18 protein-coding genes are annotated in these 18461 nt (G+C 39.3%); 5 read left to right on the top strand and 13 right to left on the bottom strand.

Annotated features, from left to right (window positions below; genetic code table 11):
• Positions 1–18 precede the first annotated feature (18 nt).
• Positions 19–591, top strand: coding sequence for a mechanosensitive ion channel domain-containing protein (locus tag H5116_RS18535; protein ID WP_138489650.1), 573 nt, complete (start codon positions 19–21; stop codon positions 589–591).
• A gap of 104 nt (positions 592–695) precedes the next feature.
• Here the strand turns inward: H5116_RS18535 and H5116_RS18530 are convergent, their stop codons facing one another.
• From H5116_RS18530 to H5116_RS18520, 3 genes are read right to left on the bottom strand one after another with little or no spacing between them, the layout of a single operon-like run.
• Entirely contained in the window at positions 696–1754 is a 1059-nt protein-coding gene (locus H5116_RS18530; RefSeq protein ID WP_002961978.1) for a succinylglutamate desuccinylase/aspartoacylase family protein, read from the bottom strand.
• A complete protein-coding gene (gene rimK, locus H5116_RS18525; RefSeq protein WP_002961977.1) occupies positions 1741–2646 on the bottom strand; it encodes a 30S ribosomal protein S6--L-glutamate ligase in 906 nt (301 codons plus the stop codon). Before rimK ends, H5116_RS18530 begins: the two co-directional genes overlap by 14 nt.
• Positions 2647–2648: 2 nt before the next feature.
• Positions 2649–3083, bottom strand: coding sequence for an ATP-dependent zinc protease (locus H5116_RS18520; protein ID WP_002961974.1), 435 nt, complete (start codon positions 3081–3083; stop codon positions 2649–2651).
• A 287-nt stretch (positions 3084–3370) separates the two neighbouring features.
• On the opposite strand from H5116_RS18520, the gene H5116_RS18515 reads away from it, so the two are divergent.
• Positions 3371–4342, top strand: a complete 972-nt coding sequence (locus H5116_RS18515) for a zinc transporter ZntB (protein WP_024605062.1) — start codon at positions 3371–3373, stop codon at positions 4340–4342.
• A 57-nt stretch (positions 4343–4399) separates the two neighbouring features.
• Here the strand turns inward: H5116_RS18515 and H5116_RS18510 are convergent, their stop codons facing one another.
• The 10 genes from H5116_RS18510 to H5116_RS18465 all read right to left on the bottom strand — a co-directional run bounded on the left by H5116_RS18510 (position 4400) and on the right by H5116_RS18465 (position 15248).
• The gene (locus tag H5116_RS18510; RefSeq protein ID WP_182716804.1) at positions 4400–5572 is read right to left on the bottom strand and encodes a polysaccharide lyase family 7 protein; all 1173 of its coding nucleotides are present in this window, start codon (positions 5570–5572) and stop codon (positions 4400–4402) included.
• Positions 5573–6182: 610 nt separating this feature from the next.
• Complete coding sequence (gene rraB, locus H5116_RS18505) at positions 6183–6518, bottom strand: ribonuclease E inhibitor RraB (protein WP_002961968.1); 336 nt, start codon at positions 6516–6518, stop codon at positions 6183–6185.
• The gene (locus tag H5116_RS18500) at positions 6518–7231 is read right to left on the bottom strand and encodes a 1-acylglycerol-3-phosphate O-acyltransferase (protein ID WP_149603218.1); all 714 of its coding nucleotides are present in this window, start codon (positions 7229–7231) and stop codon (positions 6518–6520) included. Before H5116_RS18500 ends, rraB begins: the two co-directional genes overlap by 1 nt.
• Before the next feature lie 162 nt (positions 7232–7393).
• On the bottom strand, positions 7394–9688 hold the full coding sequence (gene parC / locus H5116_RS18495; RefSeq protein ID WP_024605066.1) for a DNA topoisomerase IV subunit A: 2295 nt from the start codon (positions 9686–9688) through the stop codon (positions 7394–7396).
• A 10-nt stretch (positions 9689–9698) separates the two neighbouring features.
• Positions 9699–10793 carry a sorbosone dehydrogenase family protein gene (locus H5116_RS18490; protein ID WP_024605067.1) on the bottom strand — a complete coding sequence of 365 codons (1095 nt, stop codon included), beginning with the start codon at positions 10791–10793 and terminating at the stop codon, positions 9699–9701.
• 29 nt (positions 10794–10822) lie between these two features.
• The gene (gene parE, locus H5116_RS18485; protein WP_002961961.1) at positions 10823–12712 is read right to left on the bottom strand and encodes a DNA topoisomerase IV subunit B; all 1890 of its coding nucleotides are present in this window, start codon (positions 12710–12712) and stop codon (positions 10823–10825) included.
• 107 nt (positions 12713–12819) lie between these two features.
• Positions 12820–13380: a YqiA/YcfP family alpha/beta fold hydrolase gene (locus H5116_RS18480; RefSeq protein ID WP_002961960.1), complete on the bottom strand. Its 561-nt coding sequence runs from the start codon at positions 13378–13380 to the stop codon at positions 12820–12822.
• Entirely contained in the window at positions 13365–14150 is a 786-nt protein-coding gene (locus H5116_RS18475) for a metallophosphoesterase (RefSeq protein ID WP_182716803.1), read from the bottom strand. Before H5116_RS18475 ends, H5116_RS18480 begins: the two co-directional genes overlap by 16 nt.
• Entirely contained in the window at positions 14137–14595 is a 459-nt protein-coding gene (locus H5116_RS18470; RefSeq protein ID WP_002961958.1) for a DUF1249 domain-containing protein, read from the bottom strand. The genes H5116_RS18475 and H5116_RS18470 overlap by 14 nt, the downstream gene beginning before the upstream one ends.
• Before the next feature lie 26 nt (positions 14596–14621).
• Positions 14622–15248 carry an NUDIX domain-containing protein gene (locus H5116_RS18465; protein WP_002961957.1) on the bottom strand — a complete coding sequence of 209 codons (627 nt, stop codon included), beginning with the start codon at positions 15246–15248 and terminating at the stop codon, positions 14622–14624.
• A gap of 151 nt (positions 15249–15399) precedes the next feature.
• Between H5116_RS18465 and tolC the strand changes: the two genes are divergently transcribed.
• From tolC to H5116_RS18450, 3 genes are all read left to right on the top strand, one after another.
• Positions 15400–16755, top strand: coding sequence for an outer membrane channel protein TolC (gene tolC / locus H5116_RS18460; protein WP_002961956.1), 1356 nt, complete (start codon positions 15400–15402; stop codon positions 16753–16755).
• A gap of 111 nt (positions 16756–16866) precedes the next feature.
• Entirely contained in the window at positions 16867–17796 is a 930-nt protein-coding gene (lpxL, locus tag H5116_RS18455) for an LpxL/LpxP family Kdo(2)-lipid IV(A) lauroyl/palmitoleoyl acyltransferase (protein WP_149603220.1), read from the top strand.
• A gap of 41 nt (positions 17797–17837) precedes the next feature.
• Positions 17838–18410, top strand: coding sequence for a toxin co-regulated pilus biosynthesis Q family protein (locus tag H5116_RS18450; RefSeq protein WP_165723828.1), 573 nt, complete (start codon positions 17838–17840; stop codon positions 18408–18410).
• Positions 18411–18461: the final 51 nt, after the last annotated feature.

Raw genomic sequence — 18461 nt, 5'->3', positions numbered from 1 at the left:
GAAAGTTCAGGACCTAATGTGGAAATAATAGAAGTTTTAGAATTGTTTGCATCACAATATAAGTTAGTTGTAACTATAATCGCTATTTTGGTTTTCCCTCTTCTATTAAAAATAACCAAAAAACTACTCGAAAAAGCGATTAAAGGCAAAGTAGATTTGCACCGAAAATACCGTGCAGAGCTTTTACTAAAAATTATACTCGCCTTTGTAGTACTGTGTTTGGTTTTAGTATTTTGGGGTATAGAGCTGCGTGGCTTATTGGTTTTAGGCTCTTCTTTATTTGCCATGTTAGGGGTAGCACTTTTTGCCGCTTGGTCATTATTGAGTAACCTCACCGCATTTTTACTGATGTTTATTCAAAACGATTGCCGTGTTGGTTATTGGGTACGAATTATTGATGGTGCGAATCATGTTGAAGGGCGCATTGTTGAAATGGGCTTAATGAATGTAGTACTTGAACATATTGATGGGCACCGTGTAATTTACCCTAACAATTTATTTGTGACCCGTCCTGTCATGGTTTTAAATAAAGAACCAAAGCCAACTAAAACCCCTGTTATAAAGCGTATTATTGGTCCTAAAAAAACATAGTTTAAAAAGCATCGTTGATAAAGCAATGTCCACAAAAAAGCCGCAGTAAGTAATTACCTACTGCGGCTTTTTAATGCTTAGCTAAACAGAATTTAGTTTAGCTATTAGTTATTTAGTTCAGCTGTTTTAAGCTCGTCATCTAAATCATTTATCTCATCAATAAAGTTCTCTAGTTGCTGCTCTACTAAACTATTGTCGTTTGCAAAGTAAGCAAGGTGGAATACCGCATCACCTTCATTTACCAATGGCATCGTTTGCTGACCAATAACAATACCGCCTTTAGGCGCTAAAAGCTCAAGCTCAGAATCCCCTAGAGGGCTACTTATATATGCAAGCACTTGCCCTTTAGTTACATGCTCCCCTAGTGATACTTGTGCACGCACAATGCCATCAACCTCTGCACGTATCCAACTAGTCGAACCTGCAATAATAGGATCTGGTAACTTTTTAGGGCGCTTGCCACGGATCATTTTTAAATGGCGCATAACATAATCAACGCCCTGCACACCTGCCGCAATAGCGATAGGGTCAAAGCGTAGCGCTTCGCCTGCTTCATAAGTAATAACAGGTATACCTAAATTTGCGGCTTCACTGCGTAATGAACCATTACGAAGGGATGCATTTATAACCGCCGGCGTACCAAATGCTTTAGCCATTTCAGCGGTTGCTTCATCTTCTAAATTAGCGCGAATTTGCGGCAAATTAGTACGATGAATAGCGCCAGTATGCAAATCAATAATGTGAGTACAATGTACTGCCACTTGATTAAAAAACATATAAGCCATACGCCCAGCTAATGAACCACGTTCAGAACCTGGGAAGCTGCGATTCATATCGCGTCTATCTGGTAAATAACGCGATTTGTGAATAAAGCCAAACACATTCACAATAGGCACAGCGATTATTGTTCCGCGCAATTGGCTTGGATCTATTTTAGCAAGTAACTGACGCACAACTTCTACACCATTTAGCTCATCACCATGAATAGCCGCACACACCATAAGCACAGGGCCTTCCATTACACCATTAACCACTTCAATAGGAATATTAAGTGGTGAATGGGTGTAAAGCTTAGCTGCTTCTAAGGCAAGCGTTTTACGCTCGCCTACGCCTACATTTTCTCCTAATAAGGAAAAAGGACGGTTAATTTTAACCTTTGCCACGTGTTGCTGTTCCTTTACTTGAGGCATTTTTTTCGATGAAATCAATTACCATACCTGCAATATCTTTACCTGTTGCTATTTCAATGCCCTCTAAACCCGGTGATGAGTTAACTTCCATCACAAGTGGCCCACGAGATGAGCGAAGTAAATCAACTCCCGCTACATTTAAGCCCATTGATTTAGCCGCTGCTACTGCCGTTTTACGTTCCTCTGGAGTAATGCGAACTAATGTAGCGCTACCACCACGGTGAAGGTTAGAGCGGAACTCACCTTCTTGTGCTTGGCGCTTCATTGCTGCGATTACTTTGTCGCCTAGTACAAAACAACGTATGTCTGCACCACCCGCTTCTTTAATATATTCTTGAACCATAATATTGGCTTTTAAGCCCATAAACGCTTCAATAACACTTTCAGCTGCTTTGCGTGTTTCAGCAAGTACAACACCAATGCCTTGTGTGCCTTCAAGTAATTTAATTACAACAGGTGCACCGCCTACCATTTCTAGTAAGTCTTTTACGTCATCGGGTTTGCTGGCAAAACCTGTTACTGGCATACCAACGCCTTTGCGCGAAAGTAACTGAAGTGAACGTAATTTATCGCGCGAACGAGAAATAGCGACTGATTCGTTTACAGGATAAACACCCATCATTTCAAACTGACGAAGTACCGAACAGCCATAAAATGTAACCGATGCACCAATACGCGGGACAATTGCGTCAAATTCTTTTAAGTTTTCACCGCGATAGTGAATTTCTGGTTGCTCAGAGTTGATATTCATATAACAACGCAATGCATCAATCACTTTAACTTCGTGGCCGCGTGCTTCTGCTGCCTCAATTAAGCGACGTGTTGAATATAGCTTTCTGTTACGAGATAAAATACCGATTTTCATAGTTAAACCTTACGACCTAATAGTTGAGATAAAGCCGGGTCAACGACTATACGATTTTCCATGGCTGTACGCCCTAATAACATTCTAAACTTCATTGTTGCACGGCTTGTTAAAGTAAGCTCGATAGGCCAGCTATGCTCGCCTGCATGTAATGTAGTTTCTATAAAGTAGCGTAGCTCTTTTTGCCCACTTGAGCTGGTTACGTACTTCATTTTTTTAACTTTTGCATTGCAAGTGACTTGCGTTTGCTCATCATCTTGCAGTGGTTGGGCCGTAAATTTAACCCATTTTTCTGAGTCAACTTCGTATTCTTCAATGTTAATTGCATGAATACATGAAGTGCGAGCGCCAGTATCAATTTTTGCTTTTATCTCGTTAATACCAAGCTCAGGTAAACTTAACCACTCACGCCAACCAACTGTGATCTTTGCTGTCATAAATGTGCCCTTAATAAAAAAGTGACTTATACGCTACAGACCAAAAAACACCAACGAAATAAATTTATCTAGTCGATTAGTAAATTAAATTGATCTTTTTAAGCAACTGGTCACACAATGCACGCCTTGCTAAGCCGTACTTTAATGCCACTTTGCTCAACACAGAGGCTCTGCATATATTTTGCTATTTAAGCTTAACTTATTAAAAGTAAAGGTAAGCCTGTAAGCAACTAAGTAGATACACTATAGTTAACAGTATTAAAAATACACTATTATGAGAACTAATTATGATTAATGGTTTACTACATGCACTTGTACTTGATGGACAAGGCGGCGCTCGTCCTATTGGAAGCACTAATGAGCTAAATAGCTGGCAACCAAGCCAAGGTAAACTTTGGGTGCACATGGATTATAGCCAAAGTGAGGCAGTTGAATGGCTCAAGGCACAGCCTCATTTAAACGATTACGAACTAGAGTCTTTAATTGCTGACGAAACACGCCCACGTATTACGGCTACAACTAACGGGCACATGTTATTTTTACGTGGTGTAAATTTAAATCCAGCACAAAGCCCTGAAGACATGGTATCAATTCGTTTATTTATTAGCGAAGACATTCTTATTACTACCCGTAAGCGCCGTTTATTATCGGTGCAAGATACGCTCGCCTGTTTAAATGAAAATAAAGGCCCATGCAATATTTCTGAATTAGTGTGCTCTATTACACAAAAATTAACCTCACGTATGCAAAGCGTTATTGACTCACTAGATGAAACACTCGACGAGTTTGAAGAAGAAATAGATGAACCAAGTAAAAAGTTTGACAACCAAGGCTTATCACAATTGCGACGCCAAACTATTGCCTTAAAACGTTATTTAAAACCGCAAAAAGAAGCCCTTAGCTCAATGGTAAATAACCACTACCTATGGTTATTAGATGACGATAAAGCAAAACTTAATGAAACCACTAACTTATTAATTCGTTATCTTGAAGAGCTAGATAGTTCGATTGAGCGTGCGCAAATTATTCAGCAAACAATCACTAACCAAGTTTCTGAGCAGTTAAACCAGCGAATGTATGTTATGTCTGTAGTGGCAGCACTTTTTTTACCACTGGGCTTTTTAACGGGGCTTTTAGGTGTAAACGTAGGAGGTATTCCTGGTACAGAGAGCCCTTATGCGTTTAGTGCTTTTGTCATATTTTTAATTGTGCTCACTGGCGGTATTGGTGTGTATTTTAAAAATAAAAAATGGCTGTAAATTAAAACGCATATTTAATATGGCCACTCAATTGAGTGGCCATAATTAAGTGGCTACTTAGTTTGTTTGACGGGTATAAGTAACATTAGTCATTGTTACTTTTGATTGGGTAATGCCTAAATCTTCAAAGCAATTTTTGAATGAATTAGAGTTACCTGCTTCACCGCATTTATCTAGAGTATTTGGATCTTGAGACTGTAAGTAGTTACCAAACTTAAAGTAAGATTCAGAATCATCTTCTACAGGAATACCAAACGAATTACCTAGTGCACTTACATCTACATCGCCGTAATTATTTACCACTCGCAAGTTAAATGACTCACCGCTTGTAATAGTACCTAGCGCAAATTTTTCTTCATTGCCACTGGTATTACGCAAACGAACATAGACATCAAAAATGCCATTACCCGCTACGCTGTCGTTAAAACCTGATTCATCAGTATCTGAAACATACACTTTAGAAATAGTCCCAGTATCGCTGGCGTGGTGCTGTGAAATAATTGTTTTACCGCCATCAGACATTTCAACTTTTACAGTTGCTTCAAATACTTCGTAAGACTGTGTCATGGCAACACGCAAGCTTTCTTTTACCTTGTACTCATGACGCCAGCCATTCCCGTTAGGCGTAATATGCTGTGCCTCCAAAGGTACAAACACTAACGTACTATCGTTTACTAACGGGTTAGGGCTATCCCCTTCTAAATCAAAAACACTACCACTTGTAACGCTGCTTGGAATCGTTGTACCGTCTCCAGATCCTGCACCATCATCAGTGCCACCGCCATTATTACTGCCCTCAACTAATGTAAAATTATCAAAGCGTACATCACTTGAGCTATTGTAATGCTTAGCAAATACTTGCAGTGAATTGGTATTCGCTGAAGTAAACGTTTTAGTTACCTTAGTCCAAGACGATACATCAAAGGTTTTGTTTTTAAATAAACCGTTTAAGTCGTTAACCCCAATCTGCCCTTTACCAAGTACATAAGCACTTAACGTATATTCAGTGTTTGGCTGAATATTTACTAATTGATAAACACGTGCAGGACTACCCTGAATTTTTAACGATTTAGATCCGCTATATGCATCAGATGAAATAGCCGCTGGCTCAGTTTCGTTCCAACTACTAAAACCGCTTTCAAAGCCAGGGTTATTAATAGTTGCAGCGTGAGATAACGCTGAGGTTGCAGTAATTGCAGTGCAAATAAACAATTTCTTGTGGTTAATCATTATCTTTATTCCTTTAAACCTGAACATAAAAACAACCTAACTAATTAGGTTAGTGAAATTCACTAACACTTAGATCTTACCGCTATACAGGTTTTTAATTGTGTATGAATAGTAATGGTAATTTAAATGGCAAATAAAACTTACCAATTAACATTACCAAAAAGCATGCCCGAAGGCGGGGTAAAGGTTATATTTATTGTTACCAATATGTCAACACAGTGTACTACAGCAAATAAGTATTACTTACATCTTTATTACCACTTAAAAACAAATTTAATTTTCAATTTAATCAACACATTATATTTTATTAAGTAACGAATTAATTTTTAAAAATAAATTTTAATTTCAGACATAAGTACTAAAAAATAAATAACACTGCTTACCAATAATTATGGACAATATTAATTTAGTATGAATAAAAAATAAAAATAGAGATAAATTAAAGACTAATTTCAAATTGGTAATAACCAGATTTAAATTGGTAATGTACATTTTTGATTTATATAGAGGCTAATGAGTGTATTTAAAGCTTAAACAGGGAGTAAAACTAAAAAAAGGCGAGCATTGTTAAATGCTCGCCTTTACTATTTTTCTAATGCTGGGTAATTAATTACTCTTGAAAGTAAGTGCCCCAACCGTCGTATTCAACATCGCACTCAACGGCTAGTTGCGCTAGCTTATCAACGTCTTCCATAATAACGTCTACGTCTAGCTCAGCTTCAACTACAATGTCAAAGCTCCAAATTTTACTGCCATCTTCAAGCTCAAGCTCTGCTGGCTCTTCAACATCGTAGCCTAATTTAAAAGCAGCCAATGCAGCTTGCTCTAGTTTAGGGAAGTCTTCACACACAAAATGGTGTTCTACTTCATAAAGTATTTCAGGATCTGATCCATCTTCTAGTAGTGAACTTACGATGTCTTCACTTATTTCACGCCAGTTTTCCATTATTTTTCTCTCACTTGAGCATCTAATTCAGTTATTTTAGCAGCCATAATGCTATGCACGCTTTTAGCATGCTCACGCGCGCTAATTTCTTTATCAAGCGGTATAGGCGCTAACATTTCGATGTAAATTGTACCATTATCCCAACGATTTAGCTTAATGGTTTTATGTGTTGTATTCATACATACCGGAATTATGGGTACATCTGCGCTCATTGCGGTGTGAAAAGCACCTGTTTTGAACGGTAGCAACCCTCTTCCATAGCTTCGTGTGCCTTCTGGAAACATCCATACAGATAAGCCATTATTTTTAATTTTTTCGGCTGCTTTGGAGATAGTTCCCGCTGCTTTGGAGCGATTCGATCTGTCTATTAATATATTACCCGACAACCAATAAAGCTGACCGAAAAATGGGATCCACTTTAAGCTCTTTTTCCCCAAACTTACGCAGTTTTTAGGCACCATTGCAGGCACTGTAAATAAGTCGTAGCTATTTTGATGATTAGCAACATAAACTGCAGGGCCTGCATCAATTGCATCTTTATGACGTGTTAAAACTAATTTAACGCCAATCATTTTAGCCATTGAGCCAAACCAGCCCGCTATAATATGTACATTATTGGGATGAAATGGTCTTACAATCGAAAGTAATAAACCAAAAATACAACTGAATAATATAAACATCAGCATAATAAAAACGCGTATAACAGCTAGCAAATGAGTTTCTCCAAAGATCAATTATGATTATTATAGCGTTATTTTGTGACACAGACGAGTCAATAGCGCACAAGTGTACGCTGAAATATGCAAGCTCTTTATTTTAAAACAAAAACGGCCTGCAAATGCAGACCGTTTTTATTTATACAAAAAAGTAATTGGTTACTCTTCGTTAATGGCTTCTATTGGTTCATCATCTTGTGGGGTTAGCTCAACAACGGCTTCGTCAACACGCTGTAAGCCGCGCGGTAGTTTATTACCCCTACGCCCTCGCTCACCATGATAATGCTCTAAATCACTTGGTTTAAGCGTTAGTTTACGCTTACCAGCATGAAGCGTAACACTGCTTCCTTGTGGTACAACAGCAAGCACTTTTACAAACTCTTCACGGGCTTGTACTTTAGCACCTGGTATAGAGATGATTTTATTACCTTTACCTTTGCCTAACTTTGGTAAGTCTCGCAGCGGGAATAAAAGCATTCGACCTTCGTTAGAAATAGCCATACAGTAATCGCTAGCAACATCGTTCACTCTAATAGGAGAAAGTAATATTCCACCTTTAGGGACACTTACCAGCGCTTTACCGTTTTTATTTTTACTCACTAAGTCTTTAAAGTCGGTAATAAAGCCGTAACCTGCATCTGACGCCATAAGCAATACTTGCTCGTCTTCACTCATTACCACGTGCTCAAAATTAGCACCTGGTGTTAAGTTAAAACGACCTGTCATTGGCTCCCCTTGGCTACGCGCCGAAGGTAGACTGTGCGCATCAGTTGCAAACGCCCGCCCTGCTGAATCTAAAAATACCGCAGGTTGATTACTCTTACCACGAGCAGAGGCTCTAAAGCCGTCACCTGAGCGATAATTTAAGCCTTGTACATCTAAGTCATGACCTTTACCAACGCGTGCCCAGCCTTTGTCTGATAGCACAACAGTAACTGACTCTGACGGAATTAAATCTTTTTCGTTAAGTGCTTTCGCTTCTGAGCGCTCAATCACTGGCGAGCGACGATCGTCACCGTACATTTCAGCGGCTTCTTGAATTTCTTTTTTAAGCAGTGTCGACATACGACGTTCTGAGCCCAAAATTTGCGCTAATTTATCACGCTCTTTGGCTAGTTCATCTTGCTCACCGCGAATTTTAAACTCTTCAAGTTTTGCTAAATGACGAAGTTTTAATTCTAAAATAGCTTCTGCTTGCGTATCAGTTAAATCAAAGCGCTCCATTAATACAGGCTTTGGTTTATCTTCGCTGCGGATGATTTCAATCACTTCATCGATATTTAAAAAGGCTGCTAATAAACCTTCTAAAATATGCAAACGTGCTAATACTTTATCTAAACGATACTGCAAACGACGACGCACTGTTTCGCGTCTAAATGTTAGCCACTCACTTAAAATACAGCGCAAGTCTTTAACTTGCGGGCGACCATCTAGGCCTAACATGTTTAAGTTTACGCGGTAATTTTTTTCAAGATCGGTGGTTGCAAATAAGTGCGCCATTAATGGCTCAGCTTTAATGCGGTTTGAGCGCGGAATAATTACAATACGCGTTGGATTTTCGTGATCTGACTCGTCACGTAAATCAGCAATCATAGGTAATTTTTTAGCGTTCATTTGCGCTGCAATTTGCTCAAGTACTTTACCACCTGAACATTGATGCGGCAGCGCTGTAATAACAATATCGCCATGCTCTTCGGTGTAAACCGCACGCATTTTGATAGACCCACGACCGGTTTTATATATTTTATGAATATCGGCTTTTGGGGTAATTATTTCAGCATCTGTTGGGTAATCTGGTGCATGTACAAGCTCAAGTAATTCTTCAAGCTCTGTTTTTGGTTTATCAAGTAATAAACAACATGCGCTAGCCACTTCACGTACGTTATGTGGCGGAATATCTGTTGCCATACCTACGGCGATACCCGTTATACCATTGAGTAAAATATGCGGTAAACGAGAAGGCAATACTACAGGTTCATCCATGGTGCCATCAAAGTTTGGCGTCCAATCAACAGTGCCTTGGCCAAGCTCTTTAAGCAGAACTTCAGAAAACTTAGATAAACGCGCTTCGGTATAACGCATTGCTGCAAACGATTTAGGGTCATCTGCCGCACCCCAGTTTCCTTGTCCATCTACCAAAGGATAGCGATAAGAAAACGGCTGCGCCATTAATACCATAGCTTCGTAACAGGCACTGTCGCCGTGTGGATGGTACTTACCAAGTACGTCACCCACTGTACGGGCTGATTTTTTGTACTTAGCGTTAGCTGACAAGCCCAGTTCGCTCATCGCATAAATAATACGACGCTGTACTGGTTTTAAACCATCACCTACATGCGGTAGGGCACGATCCATGATTACGTACATGGAATAATTTAAATAGGCGTCTTCGGTAAAACGCCCCATTGTTTGTTGCTCAATTCCTTGCATTAGCAAGGTATCTGTATCACTCATTAAAGCTTACCTAGTTTTTCTTATAGCTTACACGGTAGATTACATTGGCGTAATCATCGCTTACTAACAGACTGCCGTCACCTAATTCTGCAAATGCAACAGGGCGTCCAAATGTTGTTTCGTCTTTCATAAAGCCAGTAATAAATGGCGTATATTTAGTTACGCGACCTACTTCGATTGTTGCAAGGCCTACTTTATAGCCTGACTTTTTAGAACGGTTCCATGAGCCATGTTCAGCAACAAATAATTGTTGCTTATAACTTGCTGGAAATTGCTTACCGTTATAAAAATGAATACCTAGTGGCGCTACATGCGCTGGAAGTGCAAGTGCTGGCGATGTGTAATCGGCAATGTTTTTACCTTCACCAAACTCAGGGTCAATAATTGCACCGGCATGAACATACGGAAAGCCAAAATGCTCACCTTCTTGCGTTGCACGGTTTAACTCATCAGGCGGAATATCATCGCCCATCATGTCGCGACCATTATCGCTAAACCATAAGGCTTGAGTAGCAGGATGAAAATCAAAACCCACTGTGTTTCTAACGCCTTTAGCTATTGTTTTTATTTGTTTTGTTTCTACATTAAGGGCAAAAATACGACCAAAACGCTCATCCTCAGCACAAATATTACACGGTACACCCACCGGAATGATTAATTCTCCCGTTGGTGCAAAACGTAAAAATTTCCAACCATGATGACGCTCACTCGGTAGTTTGTTATAGACCACATCAAACTTTGGATCTTTTAATTGGGTATCAATATTTTTAAAGCGAATAATACGATGCACTTCGCCTACATATAAATCGCCATCTTTAATTGCTATGCCAGAGGGCATGTTTAAGCCTTTAGCCACAACAATTTTTTTATCTGCTACGCCGTCGCTATTGTGATCAATAAGCGCATATACGTTGCCTGCTTTACGAGAGCCAACATACACAATACCTTTTTTTGAAACGGCTATTTGACGTGCATTTTCTACATCATTTGCAAATAAACTAATTTCAAACCCAGGTGCTACGGTGAGCTTATCAAGTATATTTTTAGCCATTGCAGGAGCGCTAGTCAGCCCAAGTAACAGCAAACTTCCTAGTAATTTTTTCATTCGTCTCTCCTAGTGTTAGGCACAAGCAATTAAACGAGCGCCTTGTTACCATGATCTTCTAACCATTGACGACGATCAGGCGATCGTTTTTTAGCAAGTAGCATATCCATCATTTCCATGGTTTCTACTTCTTCATCAAGCGTAAGCTGCACTAAGCGTCGTGTATTAGGATCCATAGTGGTTTCACGAAGCTGTAACGGATTCATTTCACCCAGACCTTTGAATCGTTGTACGTTTACTTTACCGCGTTTTTTCTCGGCTTCTATACGTGCCAAAATAGCGGTTTTTTCTTCTTCATCAAGTGCGTAATAAACTTCTTTACCAATATCTATTCTAAATAATGGCGGCATTGCTACATACACATGCCCTGTTTTTACTAACTCTGGAAAATGACGAACAAACAGTGCACATAATAACGTCGCGATGTGTAATCCATCCGAGTCAGCATCGGCCAATATACAAATTTTATTGTAGCGCAGTCCCGACATATCCGTTGATTCTGGGTCAATACCCAGTGCCACTGAAATATCATGTACTTCTTGTGATGCTAGTATTTGCCCCGACTCTACTTCCCAAGTATTTAAAATTTTACCACGTAGCGGCATAATTGCCTGAAATTCACGATCTCGCGCTTGTTTAGCAGAACCACCAGCAGAATCACCTTCCACTAAAAACAGCTCGGTTCGGTCATTATCGGCAGCACTACAATCGGTCAATTTACCTGGTAATGCAGGCCCTGCAGTAACTCGTTTACGTACAACTTTTTTAGCTGCACGCAAACGGCTTTGCGCGTTTGAAATACATAACTCAGCTAATAATTCTGCGGTATCGGTATGTTCATTTAGCCATAAACTAAACGAATCTTTTACAACACCCGATACAAATGCGGCACATGAACGTGATGAAAGTTTTTCTTTGGTTTGCCCTGCAAATTGTGGATCTTGCATTTTAACCGACAATACGTAACTACAACGCTCCCAAATATCATCCGGTGTTAGCTTTACGCCACGAGGTAGTAAATTTCTAAACTCACAAAACTCTCGCATTGCTTCAAGCAAGCCTTGGCGCAGACCATTTACATGTGTACCACCTTGCGCAGTAGGAATTAAGTTTACGTAGCTTTCCGCTATTGATTCGCCACCTTCAGGTAGCCATACAACAGCCCAATCAGCGCCTTCAATTGAGCTTTTAAATTCACCTACAAATGGGTCTTGCGGTAATGTTTCAAACCCTTTAACGGCTTCAATTAGGTAATCTTTTAAGCCAGTTTCGTAAAACCATTCTTTGGTTTCTTTTGTTTGCTTATTAACAAACTTAATACGCAGTCCTGGGCATAAAACCGCTTTGGCTTTTAATAAATGATTAAGCTTGGTAATTGAGTAGTTTGGTGAATCAAAGTAGCTAACATCAGCCCAAAAACGAACGGTGGTACCTGTATTGCGCTTACCAACAGTACCAATTACGCTCAAATCTTCTACTTTATCGCCATTTTCAAATGCCATTCTGTATTGTTGAGCGTCGCGCCTTACGGTTACTTCTACACGTGTAGATAAGGCATTTACTACAGAAATACCTACACCGTGTAAACCACCCGAAAATTGGTAGTTTTTATTAGAAAACTTACCACCGGCGTGTAACTTAGTGAAGATTAGTTCAACCCCAGGGATACCTTCCTCAGGGTGAATATCAATAGGCATACCACGTCCGTCATCGCTCACTTCGAGCGAGTTATCTTCGTGGAGAATTACGTCGATACGAGTAGCGTGGCCCGCCATAGCTTCATCGACACTGTTATCGATAACCTCTTGGCCTAAATGGTTTGGGCGTACGGTATCGGTGTACATCCCTGGGCGTCGTTTTACCGGATCTAATCCATTAAGTACTTCAATGGCTTCGGCGTTATAATTTTGATCACTCATAGTTTTTGTCTTTATATCCGCTAAGGCTCTAATACGTTTACTAGTTTTATTGTTATATGCGCTAAAGCGTTAATATAGTAACTAACCTCAGTTCAGGCTAACTAGTTTTACGTGATTTTAAGAAAATCTACAATACTTGCAAAGGTGCGTTCAAATTCAACGTAGCTATGATCGCCACCAAACTCTATCAATTGCTTGCATTGCGAATAATATTTTACTGCGTGTTGAAAGTTCAACACTTCATCTCCTGTTTGCTGCAATAAATAAAGTAACTCAGGATGTGCTAATTTATCTACAGCGAGTAATTTCAGCGCCTCAATATGACTGTTATTTAAATCGTAATGATAATCTTGATACGGATTATAATTAGGCCCAAGTAACGACTGTAATAAATTATAGGGTGCGACCGCGGGATTAATGACCACTGCAGGAATTTGATAACGCTGCGATAAATACGTGGCAAAAAAACCACCTAACGAGCTACCTAATAAAACGGTATCTGGCGTTAGTAATTGTTCAAGCTCAATTATAGCTTGTAGGGGCTCGTGGTTTAAGTTCGGTACACAATAATCAACGTCATAGTTTGCCATAAGCTCACCAAAGCGCACAGCTTTATATGATTTTTGTGAACTATTAAAGCCATGAATATAAATTACGCGCTTAGCCATACCACTTCCGTTTTTACTTCGACTTTATCTTTTTTACTCTTTATATTTAGCATTCTGTAAGCAGGCCCTGCATTTTTTTGCTCCCACTTTGGAGTGTATTTTACAAACTGGACTGAACTGGCAGGACTTGCATATATAGGCAAGCCTCTAAAGTTTTGTTCATAATCGTTGTGTACATGACCATGAAAAAGCGCAGATACATTATTACTATTAACTAAAATATTTAAAAGCTGTGGACCATTTTCTAATAAGTGCTTATCAAGATAGCCATTTATTGGCAGCGGATTATGATGACAAAAGATAACTTTACTATTATTCGAGTTGACTAAAGTATCAGTTATTTCATCTAAATGCTCGCCAGTAACCCATCCTGCGGGCGTGGGCCCTTTAGAATTAATAAGAAGCAGCTCAACCCCGTTAGCAATAATATGTTTAGCCGAATTTATTTTTCCGCCACTTATGCGATTAAGCATTACTAGTTCATCATGATTACCTGGTACCCAAAATACAGGGCAAGTGATGTCACTGGCATTTATAAGTTCACTAAATAATAAGTACGATTCGAAACTATGGTCTTGTGTTAAATCACCACCAAAAATTACGCAATCTACTGGCTGCTCAGCGATGTGTGCCAAAGCTTGTTCAAAATGAGCTGCAGTATTTGCATTAAAATATTCACCATTTTTATCTGCAAATAAATGGCTGTCGGTAATATGCGCAATGCACAAAGATGATTTATCAAATGTATATGTATCATCAAACCAAGCCATTATTTACATCCCAATTTAATGTTGCTTGCCCGTGCTCTACACAGGCCACTAACCAGTCGTATAAAAAAGCATTAAGTTGATACTTTTCATCTTTTTGATGCATTTTAGGGTTGGGGTATCCGTACGATGGTTTTATGCGTTGATGGTAATCGTGATGAATAATTTCAGCTACTTTCGCATCATGATACAAGCGAGCCGTTAAATACAGCGGCGCTATCCCTTTAACCATTCCTGTTAGCTGCTTAATTGAAATATCCATAGTGTATTTTGCGCTGCCATCAATTTTTGTAGCAAATTCACTGTTGCCAAGTTTTACTTCACGAATGCTTCCTATATTGCGCTCGCTCGGTAACAACTTTAATAGTCGCACATAGTTATGCTCACAAAGTGTTAAATACTTTGGGAGGCTTTGAATATATCGATTTGTTGCTAATTGTGCTGTCAAAGTTCCGCCATAATATTAGTAAGAGTTTATGCCCATTTGCTTGCCATTTTTTCGCGATTTAGCGCAAGCCACTGCATACAAATAACCGTTGCCGCATTATCCATTTCACCGTTATTGAGGCGCATTAGCGCATCATCAACCGATAAAATATGAGTTTTTATATCCTCGCCTTCAGTTTCAAGACCATATACACCTGATTTCACTTGGCTTAAATCAGCACGCGCTAAATATAAATGTAAGCGCTCAGTTGTACCACCAGGGCTTGATAGGTATGAAAGCATAAATTCAAGTTCAGTTAATTCAAGCCCTGCTTCTTCATACGCTTCTTTTTTTACAACTGATTCGTAATCCGTACTGCCGTCAGTCATTCCGGCTATACATTCTAGTAGCCACGGCGAGTGCTTACTTTTAATAGCGCCAATACGTATTTGCTCAATTAAAAGAACAGTATCTGATATTGGGTCATAAGGGAGTACTGCAATTGCATCGCCACGTTCTAATATTTCTCGGCTAATTAGCTCTGATTTTCCACCCGCAAAAAGAGCATGTTCAAACTGGTATAAATCAACCTGAAAAAAACCTTTATAAAGGTTTTTTATTGGCTTTAAATTTACATCTTTATGTGTAAATTGAACGAGCTTTTTATCAACCACGTGCCTACCTCCTACTTATCTAAAGCTTTAAAATGCGTTAATATATTCTGTTACACTTGAACATACTGTTTTACTAATTATTTTTTTTGTTATGCAGTAAAACAGGTTAACATGCTTTTAGTACAAAAATTGTCTAAGGACCGAACCCCACATGAAAAAGAACATTCTTGCGGCGCTAGTTAGTTTATCATGCGCATTAGGTGCAACAGCAGTGAAAGCTGAAGATTTACTACAAGTTTTTGAAATAGCGACAGCTAACGATCCTACTGTTTTAAAAGCAAAAGCCCAAGCCGATGCGCAGTCTTACCAAAGCGATTTGGCGATGAGTGCACTATTACCTCAAATTGGTTTAACTATGGGTTATACGAAAAGCGATGCAACGTCGTACCAAAGCGTTGGCGACTTATCTAACCAAGTAAAAGTTGAAAGTGATACAGACCAATTCTCTCGCGGTGTAAGTTTAAGCCAAACATTATTTGATTTAGGTGCTTGGAACACTTTAGATATTGCCGATAAGCAAGCTCTACAAGCAAGCGGCCTATATGATGCAGCTAAACAAAATTTAATTGTACGCGTTGCTGAAGGTTATTTTAACGTATTAAGTGCCAGTGATAACCTTGAATTTGTCGAAGCTGAAAAACGTGCCATTGCACGTCAACTTGAGCAAACAAAACAACGTTATGCAGTAGGTTTAACAGCTATAACAGACGTACACGAAGCACAAGCTCAGTTTGATAACTCAGTAGCCCAAGAAATTATTGCCAGTAATGCTGTAGAAACTGCACGCGAGCAACTTCGTGAGATAACTGGTAAATATCACGAAAAATTAGACTTTTTAAATACAGATACTTTCTCAACAACTAAGCCAACGAAGCGCTCAAGCGACTTTGTTAAAGTAGCTGAAGATAAAAATATCAACTTACAAGTCTCTAAAGTGACGGTTGATATTGCAAAAGATCAAATTGAATTAGCAAAAGCAGGTCATTATCCAAAACTAACTCTAAGTGCAAGTTATGGTGATTCTCTTACAGACACTCAAATAAATGGCGCTAATTTTGATGACCAACCGCGTTCAGACTCAAGTTCTGTTGGGCTTAACTTTAGCGTACCTTTATACTCAGGTGGCGCAACGGTTGCTGCAACAAACCAAGCGCGTGCGTTTTACGTATCAGCGAGCCAAGATTATGAAACAAATTACCGCGCAGTCACTCGCACAGTAATTACATCTTATAATCAAGTTGTTTCAGATATTGCGACTTACAAAGCGCTAGAGCAAGCGGTTGTTTCAGCTCAAAGTGCCCTTAAAGCAACTGAAGCCGGTTTTGAAGTAGGTACTCGTACCATTGTTGACGTACTAGTGAGTACGCAAAATTTATACGATGCAAAACGTAACCTTGCTGATGTGCGTTACCGTTATGTGTTATCTACCCTTCGCTTAAAACAAGCTGCGGGTACACTAACAAGTGAAGATTTAGTTGCTATAAACCAAGGTTTAAAATCAGCTTAACTTTTACAGCTAAACATAATATAGATTTATTCAAAGCCAGCATGTAGCTGGCTTTTTGTATTTTATAGCGCTTAGCGTTAAACTATCGTTTTTATTCTCAGAGAGATTTTTGTGGTCACCTCATCTCCTTTTAAAGCATCTTTTTTAGGCCCTCGATACTGGCTAACGTGGGTTGGCGTTTTATTTTTATACTTAATTTCTTGGCTACCACAAAAGCTACAGCTGGCAATGGGTAAGCAACTTGGCCGCTTAGTCCATAAATTTATGAAGCGCCGTCGCCATATTGCAGAAGTAAATATTAAGCTGTGTTTTCCTGATATGAGCGAAGCAGATCAAAAAGAACTTGTACTCAAAAATATGGAAAACACCGGCATTGCAATGGTTGAAACCGGCATGGCTTGGTGGTGGCCGCAGTGGCGAGTAAAAAGTGTATATGGCTCAATCAAAGGTTTGGAGCACTTTGAGCGCGTTCAAGCATCTGGTAAAGGTGTTTTATTACTTGTACCTCATATTCTGCATCTTGAAATGGCGAGTCGTGTAATGGGATTAAAATGCCAAGGTTTAGGCTTTTACCGCCCTCATAACAACGCTCTAATGGAATACTTTACAACGAATGGCCGCCTTCGTTCTAACGAATACCTAATTGGCCGAAAAGATGTAAAAGGCTTACTAAAATCATTAAAAAACAAAAAAGTATGCTATTACTTACCTGACCAAGATTACGGCCGTAACCGCTGTGAATTTGTGCCATTTTACGCCGTCCCTGACACTGCAACGACAACAGGTACTCTTATGTTTGCTGGCAGTAAAAACTGCGAAACTATGAGCTTAATCTCGCGTCGCGACGAAAATGGTAAGTATCATTTAGAGGTAGTACCTGAGCTTGAAAACTTCCCAAGTGGTGATGATAAGGCTGATGTAACACGTGTAAATCAACGCATGGAACAATCTGTTAATGCCGCTCCAGAGCAATACATGTGGCTACACCGTCGCTTTAAAACTCGACCGGATAAAAATACGCCTTCTTTTTACAAAAAGTAATGGTATAACAATAATAGGAACAAATAAGGTGGGTAATAATCATGTGGTTTTGGATTAGACATATATCATTTGCAGCCGTGCTAATAGCACTCGCCGTATACTTTTTAGTGGGTGATGGTTCTGTATTTGATATTAAAAAATCTAAAAATGCAGCCGCCGAAGGATTATCACGCTTTTACTCCTCCATTCGTAACCAAGTAAAAAGTAATAAAGAACGAGATCAATTTGTTTTAAAACTTAAAACACCAGAACAAACCTTGGATAGAGTATTGGCTGAACGTGCGCGAACAGTAGATCCAATGCCTACAAATTGGACTGGAGAGGTTGAACCTAGGCGCTTTGAAAATGGCACAACTCTTAAAGATGTACTTAATCAATATGCTAAAAACGAGGGGATTGAGCTTTACTGGTACTTAAGTAAAGATTACGTAGTTAAAGATCATTTTAGAGTAGACAGTAACTTTACTTCAGCACTGTACCAAATTGGACGCGCTATAAATGATGATTTTGAGCATGAGGTTTATACTTACTTTTGCCATAAACAAAGAGCAGCGGTTATTACCGAGTTACCATCAGAATTTGTACGTACAAACTGTTTAAAACTAAAGGTTTAAGGGTTTAAGGGTTTAAGGGTTTACACGTACATAGACCCAAGCAAGCGCTTG

This window comes from Pseudoalteromonas sp. SG45-2 (genome assembly GCF_014164115.1).
Lineage (GTDB): Bacteria > Pseudomonadota > Gammaproteobacteria > Enterobacterales > Alteromonadaceae > Pseudoalteromonas > Pseudoalteromonas distincta.
The sequence above is the reverse complement of the archived record's forward strand: the minus strand, read 5'-3'. Positions and strand labels throughout refer to the sequence as shown.

Bases quoted from the DNA above. Each gene is read 5' to 3' on its own strand.
- H5116_RS18510 (WP_182716804.1), bottom strand. From the start codon at position 5,572: ATGATTAACCACAAGAAATTGTTTATTTGCACTGCAATTACTGCAACC.
- H5116_RS18490 (WP_024605067.1), bottom strand. From the start codon at position 10,793: ATGAAAAAATTACTAGGAAGTTTGCTGTTACTTGGGCTGACTAGCGCT.
- H5116_RS18475 (WP_182716803.1), bottom strand. From the start codon at position 14,150: ATGGCTTGGTTTGATGATACATATACATTTGATAAATCATCTTTGTGC.
- parE (WP_002961961.1), bottom strand. From the start codon at position 12,712: ATGAGTGATCAAAATTATAACGCCGAAGCCATTGAAGTACTTAATGGA.
- H5116_RS18450 (WP_165723828.1), top strand. From the start codon at position 17,838: ATGTGGTTTTGGATTAGACATATATCATTTGCAGCCGTGCTAATAGCA.
- parC (WP_024605066.1), bottom strand. From the start codon at position 9,688: ATGAGTGATACAGATACCTTGCTAATGCAAGGAATTGAGCAACAAACA.
- rimK (WP_002961977.1), bottom strand. From the start codon at position 2,646: ATGAAAATCGGTATTTTATCTCGTAACAGAAAGCTATATTCAACACGT.
- H5116_RS18515 (WP_024605062.1), top strand. From the start codon at position 3,371: ATGATTAATGGTTTACTACATGCACTTGTACTTGATGGACAAGGCGGC.
- tolC (WP_002961956.1), top strand. From the start codon at position 15,400: ATGAAAAAGAACATTCTTGCGGCGCTAGTTAGTTTATCATGCGCATTA.
- H5116_RS18480 (WP_002961960.1), bottom strand. From the start codon at position 13,380: ATGGCTAAGCGCGTAATTTATATTCATGGCTTTAATAGTTCACAAAAA.
- H5116_RS18520 (WP_002961974.1), bottom strand. From the start codon at position 3,083: ATGACAGCAAAGATCACAGTTGGTTGGCGTGAGTGGTTAAGTTTACCT.
- rraB (WP_002961968.1), bottom strand. From the start codon at position 6,518: ATGGAAAACTGGCGTGAAATAAGTGAAGACATCGTAAGTTCACTACTA.